This window comes from Streptomyces sp. TM32, from assembly GCF_004122755.1.
GTDB classification, from domain to species: domain Bacteria; phylum Actinomycetota; class Actinomycetes; order Streptomycetales; family Streptomycetaceae; genus Streptomyces; species Streptomyces sioyaensis.
In genome coordinates, this window is record NZ_SDIG01000258.1 from 1 (window position 1) to 6,213 (window position 6,213).

The window sequence follows — 6,213 nt, forward strand, 5'->3', positions numbered from 1 at the left end:
GCTGCCGTACACAGGCGCACCCCCGAGGCCCCCACCGTTCTCCTCTACGGCCACTACGACGTCCAGCCGCCCGGCGAGGAGCGGCTCTGGCACTCCCCGCCCTTCGAACCCACCGACATCGAGGGCGGCATCCGCGCCCGCGGCATCGCCGACGACAAGGCCAACCTCATGGTCCACATCGGTGCGCTGCGGGCCTACGGCGGCCGCCCGCCGGTCGGCATCAGGATCGTCTTCGAGGGTCAGGAGGAGTACGGCAGCGCCTTCGACGACTACCCGCCCACCGAGCCCGACCTCTTCGCCTGCGACGCGATGATCATCGCCGACACCGGCAACATCCGCCCCGGCACGCCCACCCTGACCACCGCCCTGCGCGGCTCCGCCGTGGTCGTCGTCGAGGTCCGCACCCTCCGGGCCGCCGTGCACAGCGGCGAGTACGGCGGCGCCGCCCCCGACGCGCTGCTCGTCCTGCTCAAGGCCCTGGCGACCCTGCACGACGTGCACGGCGACGTCGCCGTCGACGGCCTGCGCCGCGAGCCGTGGGACGGCACCGCCTTCACCGACGACGAATTCCGCGAGGTGGCCGGGGTCGCGCACGGCACCCCGCTGCTCGGCTCCGGCGGCCTCGGCGAACGGCTGTGGAGCGGCCCCGCCGTCACCGTCATCGGCCTGGACGCGCCGCCCGTCGACCGTGCCGCCGCCGCGGTGGTCCCGTACGCCCGCGCCAAGCTCAACCTCCGCGTCCACCCCCGGCAGGACCCGCGCGAGGCGCAGGCCGCGCTCATCCGCCATCTGCAACGGCTGCGCCCGTACGGCATCCCGCTCACCGTCACCGCGGGCGACGCGGGGCCCGGCTACGAAGCCGCCGCCGACGGGCCCGCCTACCGCGCCGCCCGCACCGCACTGCGCCGCGCCTGGGGCACCGACCCCGTGCACGCCGCGAGCGGTGGCTCCGTGCCCCTGGTCAACGGCCTGGCCAGGGCCGTACCGGACGCCGAGATCCTGCTCTTCGGCGCCGAGGACAGCCTCTGCGGTCTGCACGGTCCCAACGAGCGGGTGCTGCGGTCCGAACTGCGCGGCGCCCTGCTCGCCGAGGCCGCCTTCATGGCCGAGTACGCCGCGACCTACCGTGCCGGAGCGTCGAACTGACGGAGCGTCATCGGCGGCGTCGTCGTGCGCGCGGGAGGCGGTCCGCCAGGCCGCGAGCCGAAATGCCAAGGGCCGGCACGGTCCGCGCCGCGGCGGTCCGTACCGGCCCCCGGATGTGCCGGGTGACGGCGTCAGCGCAGCAGTTCGTACGCCGGCAGCGTCAGGAACTCCGCGTAGTCCGTGTCCAGGGCGACCCGGAGCAGCAGGTCATGGGCCTGCTGCCAGCGGCCGGAGGCGAAGGCCTGCTCGCCGACCTCGGCGCGGATCGCGGCCAGTTGCTCCGCGGCGACCCGGCGCACCAGCTCCGCGGTGGCCCGTTCCCCGTTCTCGAAGACGACACCGGCGTCGACCCACTGCCAGATCTGGGAGCGGGAGATCTCGGCGGTGGCGGCGTCCTCCATCAGGCCGAAGATCGCGACGGCGCCCAGTCCGCGCAGCCAGGCCTCGATGTAGCGGGTGCCGACCTGCACGGCGTCGACCAGGCCCTGGTAGGTGGGCTTGGCGTCCAGGGAGTCGATCGCGATCAGATCCGCGGCCTTGACGTCGACGTCCTCGCGGAGCCGGTCCTTCTGGTTCGGCCGGTCGCCGAGCACCGCGTCGAAGGAGGCGCGGGCGACGGGGACCAGGTCGGGGTGGGCGACCCAGGAGCCGTCGAAACCGTCGCCGGCCTCGCGGTCCTTGTCGTTCTTGACCTTGGCCAGGGCCTGCTCGTTGGCCTCGGGGTCCCGGCGGTTGGGGATGAAGGCCGCCATGCCGCCGATGGCGTGCGCACCGCGCTTGTGGCAGGTGCGGACGAGGAGTTCGGTGTAGGCGCGCATGAACGGTGCCGTCATCGTGACCGCGTTGCGGTCGGGCAGCACGAACTTGGCGCCGCCGTCACGGAAGTTCTTGACGATGGAGAAGAGATAGTCCCAGCGGCCGGCGTTCAGCCCCGAGGCGTGGTCGCGCAGCTCGTAGAGGATCTCCTCCATCTCGTACGCGGCGGTGATGGTCTCGATGAGGACGGTGGCGCGCACCGTGCCCTGCGGGATGCCGACATAGTCCTGGGCGAAGACGAAGATGTCGTTCCAGAGGCGGGCCTCCAGGTGCGACTCGGTCTTCGGCAGGTAGAAGTACGGTCCCTTGCCGAGGTCCAGCAGGCGCTTGGCGTTGTGGAAGAAGTAGAGGCCGAAGTCGACCAGCGCGCCGGGGACCGGCCGGCCCTCGAACTGCAGGTGCCGCTCGTCCAGATGCCAGCCGCGCGGCCGCATGACGACGGTGGCGAGTTCCCCGGCGGGCTTGAGGGCGTAGGACTTGCCGGACGCCGGGTCGGTGAAGTCGATGCGCCGCTCGTAGGCGTCGATCAGGTTCAGCTGACCGGAGACGACGTTCTCCCAGGTCGGGGCGGAGGCGTCCTCGAAGTCGGCGAGCCAGACCTTGGCGCCCGAGTTGAGCGCGTTGATGGTCATCTTGCGGTCGGTGGGACCGGTGATCTCCACCCGGCGGTCGTTGAGCGCGGCGGGCGCCTCGGCGACCCGCCAGCTGTCGTCGGCGCGGATCCGCGCGGTCTCGGGCAGGAAGTCCAGGGTGCTGGTGCGGGCGATCTCGGCGCGGCGCTCGGCGCGGCGGGCGAGCAGCTCGTCACGGCGCGGGGTGAACCGTCGGTGGAGTTCGGCGACGAAGGTGAGCGCGGCGTCGGTGAGGACCTCGCCCTGCCGTTCGGGGGTGTGCGCGGGGTCGACTTCGACGATGGCCAGCGGGGACGGCGCTGGTGCGGACATGAGCTGTCACTCCATTCATCGGCGGTGCCCGGTGGCCGCGGGGGCGCCGGGCGGCACGGGGTGCCGCGGGCCCCGGGGGGGCGGTTGCGGGCGCCGTCTGGGTTCAGGGCGCTTCTGACCAGTGGATACTAGTTTCCTTATTGCGGAACTTCAATGGTTTGTTGATGTCGAGATTCTCCGGCTCGACACATCTGCTGATCGAATGGCTCCCGGTGCCACGGCGGTCACTCTCCATTACTCCCCAGGCCGGCGAGCGCCTGCCGGCGCGCGGGGTCACTCCAGGCGGTGCAGATCCTCCGGGGTGTCGATGTCGTACGGCTCCGCGACGTCGGCGCACTCGACCAGGGTGAGGGCGGCCGCATGCTGCTGGAGGTAGGCGCGTGCGCCGCGGTCGCCCGTTGCGCCGGCGGCGATGTCCGGCCAGCGGTCGGCGCCGAAGAGCACCGGATGGCCGCGCCGGCCGTCGTAGGCGGCGGAGGCGAGCGAACCGCCGCCGTCGTACGCCGCCACCACCCGCGCCACCGCCGCGGCGCCGATGCCCGGCTGGTCCACCAGGGACACCACGACCGCGTCCGCCCCCGATCCGGCCAGTGCGGCCAGGCCCACCCGGAGCGACGAGCCCATGCCCTGGGCCCAGTCCGGGTTGTCCCAGACGCGGTACGCGGAGAGTTCGGCCCGCTCGCGTACGGCATCGGCCGCCGCGCCCAGCACGATGTGGACGGGCTCGCAGCCGCCCTGCCGCAGGACCCGCGCGGCGTGCTCGATCAGCGGCCGCCCCCGGTGGTCGAGCAGCGCCTTGGGCCGTCCCCCCAGGCGCCGCCCGCCGCCCGCGGCGAGCAGCAGACCGGCCACCCGCCCTCCGGGCCGTTCGGCTTCCCGGGCCCCCTCAGGGGCGTCCGGCCGGGCGCGGAGCGGCGGTTCGCCCGGATCTCTCGATGCTGTCGGTGCCATGAGGACTGCATACCTCATGGCACCGTGGAGCGTGGCCCGCCGGGTCAGGCGGCGTCGTCCGACGCGCGAGGGCGGGGAATGTGCGGCCGGAACCGCTCGCGCAGCTGATGCGTTCGCTCCTCCATGCGCCGCTGCTCGGCGACGTAACGGTCTATGTGCTCCAGCGTGATCTCCGAGGCATCGGACAGGCCGTACGCGCGGCAGATGAGCTGTACGACGCTGACCCGACGCTGGTTCGAGCCGGTGTCGGGGCCGGAGTGGGGTTCCATGGCACTCTCCGATCCAGTGATATGCCGGATATTTCCTTGAAAGGGAGAATGCTCCATCACGCCCTGCCATACGCCTCGTATCGGATGTGCCCACGCCATCGGGTGCCGTGGGGAACGCATGTGCTGACGCATGATCAAGCCGAATCCGGGCATTGCGGCGGCGGACCGTTCCGAGGGTGCCGGGGGGCAACGTCCGCCGCCGAACCGGTTGTTCGGGCAAGGCTCCCCGTTTCCCGTCGGCGATGCCACGGCCCGGCCGGTGGCCGGATGCGGCCCCTCCCCGCCGCGGTCCCGCCCCAGGGTCCCGGTGGCGGGACCGGCACCCCCGCCGCCCCGCAGCAGGACCCGGATCCGGTCGACGGTAACCGCATCAAGCTGCCCGACGGCCATGTTCCCCCAGGTCAGGGTCGTGAGAGGGCGTACGAGCCGCGCATCCGCGGGGTGCGCCGGCCGGACGATCGCCGGACGAATCCCGCCAGTGATCGGTTTTTTTCGCTCTCCGTATGGCGCGGGCAGCACAGAGTGGCGTTAACTGTCCGGCATCGCGGGTCGGGCAACGGCCACGGAGGACGCCGTCGTGGTGGAACAGCTGCAGAGTGACAGACGAACGACCGGGGTCGAGGGCGACCCCCGGGTCCATGAGCTACGCGGGGCCGTGGCCCGGCTGCGCCGCCAACTGGCCGTCCTCCCAGGGGAGTTGATGGACCGGACGGCGGCGGACGACGAGCTGGCCGCCTTGGACGCGATGGTGAGCCACGGCCTGCCCGAGGTGCCCCGGCTGCGTCGCTCGCTACTGCTGATCGCCGGGGCGGTCGGGTCGGTGAGCGCGCTCTCGCCCGCGCTGGCCGAAGTGCGTGAGGGCATCGACCGGTTCGGCGAGCTGCCGCGGCCCCACTGAGGGGCGCCGAGCCGAGTCTCCGCCGCCGGCCGACCGCGACCTGAGGCCCGCCCGGCCGGCGCGCGCTACGCCGGCGCCTGGTTCGCCAGCGCCACCGACAGCTGGGCCGCGACGTCCTGCAGCACCGGCACGATCGTGTCCGTCGCGGCCTCCGACACCCGGCCGGTCGGGCCGGAGATGGAAATGGCCGCGGAAGTGGGGGAGTTGGGTACCGGCACCGCGAGGCAGCGGACGCCGATCTCCTGCTCGTTGTCGTCGACCGCGTAGCCGAGGCGGCGGACATCGGCGAGCGCGTCGAGGAAGCGGTCCGGGTCGGTGATCGTCTTCTCGGTCGCGGCGGGCATGCCCGTGCGGCTGAGCAGCGCGCGGACCTCCTCCGACGAATGGTTCGCCAGCAGGGCCTTGCCGACGCCGGTGGAGTGCGGCAGTACCCGCCGCCCGACCTCGGTGAACATCCGCACGGCGTGCCGGGAGGGGACCTGGGCGACGTAGACGATCTCGTCGCCGTCGAGCAGCGCCATGTTGGCGGTCTCGCCGGTCTCCTCGACGAGGCGGGCCAGGAACGGCCGGGCCCAGGTGCCCAGCAGTCGCGAGGCGCTCTCGCCGAGCCGGATCAGCCGGGGGCCGAGGGCATAGCGGCGGTTGGGCTGCTGGCGGACGTAGCCGCAGGCGACGAGGGTGCGCATCAGTCGGTGGATGGTGGGCAGCGGCAGTCCGCTGCTGCTGGAGAGCTCGCTCAGACCGACCTCGCCGCCGGCGTCGGCCATCCGCTCGAGCAGGTCGAAGGCGCGCTCAAGGGACTGGACACCGCCGCCGGCGGGCTTGGCTTCGGCGGCGGAGGTGCTGGCGCTGGACGACGGCACGTCGCGTTCCTTTCGGGCGGGGCGGTTCGGTCTCGGCTGGGCTCACGGGCGCCGGGCCCGATCGGAGCAGCCTACCGGTCCCCTTACCGTGGCACATGGCGTCTTGCGCACTCGTTCCCGCCGGTCAGGCCCTCTTTGTCCCAGGCTGTGAACCCTCGGGTCGACTGTCGGCCGTGCTCTCCCGGTGGCGCCAGTGGACGGAGCTACGTTCTGCTGAGTGAAATCTGCTATCCATTCTATGGAATCCTCCAAGGGGCGGGAGGGTCTTGCCGGCGTACGCGGTGATCTTGTTGCGGTGGTGGAGGGCCTGCGGGTCGACGGTGAAG

At 72.6% G+C, this 6,213-nt stretch carries 6 protein-coding genes; 2 read left to right on the forward strand and 4 right to left on the reverse strand.

Annotation, left to right across the window (positions count from 1 at the left end; translation table 11 throughout):
• The coding region (locus tag EST92_RS30560; protein WP_135789083.1) for a M20/M25/M40 family metallo-hydrolase at positions 1-1,146 on the forward strand (1,146 nt) is incomplete at its 5' end.
• A 131-nt stretch (positions 1,147-1,277) separates the two neighbouring features.
• Here the strand turns inward: EST92_RS30560 and aceB are convergent.
• The 3 genes from aceB to EST92_RS30575 form a co-directional block, all read right to left on the reverse strand.
• On the reverse strand, positions 1,278-2,906 hold the full coding sequence (gene aceB, locus EST92_RS30565; protein ID WP_129283919.1) for a malate synthase A: 1,629 nt from the start codon (positions 2,904-2,906) through the stop codon (positions 1,278-1,280).
• A gap of 273 nt (positions 2,907-3,179) precedes the next feature.
• Positions 3,180-3,758: a nucleotidyltransferase family protein gene (locus EST92_RS30570; RefSeq protein WP_129283922.1), complete on the reverse strand. Its 579-nt coding sequence runs from the start codon at positions 3,756-3,758 to the stop codon at positions 3,180-3,182.
• A gap of 143 nt (positions 3,759-3,901) precedes the next feature.
• Positions 3,902-4,126, reverse strand: a complete 225-nt coding sequence (locus tag EST92_RS30575) for a hypothetical protein (RefSeq protein WP_129283920.1) — start codon at positions 4,124-4,126, stop codon at positions 3,902-3,904.
• Between the two features lie 580 nt (positions 4,127-4,706).
• Here EST92_RS30575 and EST92_RS30580 point away from each other — a divergent pair.
• Positions 4,707-5,024 (forward strand): DUF5955 family protein, encoded by a 318-nt coding sequence (locus tag EST92_RS30580; protein ID WP_254069168.1) that lies wholly within the window; start codon positions 4,707-4,709, stop codon positions 5,022-5,024.
• 65 nt (positions 5,025-5,089) lie between these two features.
• Here the strand turns inward: EST92_RS30580 and EST92_RS30585 are convergent, their stop codons facing one another.
• Positions 5,090-5,887, reverse strand: a complete 798-nt coding sequence (locus tag EST92_RS30585) for an IclR family transcriptional regulator (RefSeq protein WP_129283921.1) — start codon at positions 5,885-5,887, stop codon at positions 5,090-5,092.
• Positions 5,888-6,213: the final 326 nt, after the last annotated feature.

Bases quoted from the DNA above. Each gene is read 5' to 3' on its own strand.
- aceB (WP_129283919.1), bottom strand. From the start codon at position 2,906: ATGTCCGCACCAGCGCCGTCCCCGCTGGCCATCGTCGAAGTCGACCCC.
- EST92_RS30575 (WP_129283920.1), bottom strand. From the start codon at position 4,126: ATGGAACCCCACTCCGGCCCCGACACCGGCTCGAACCAGCGTCGGGTC.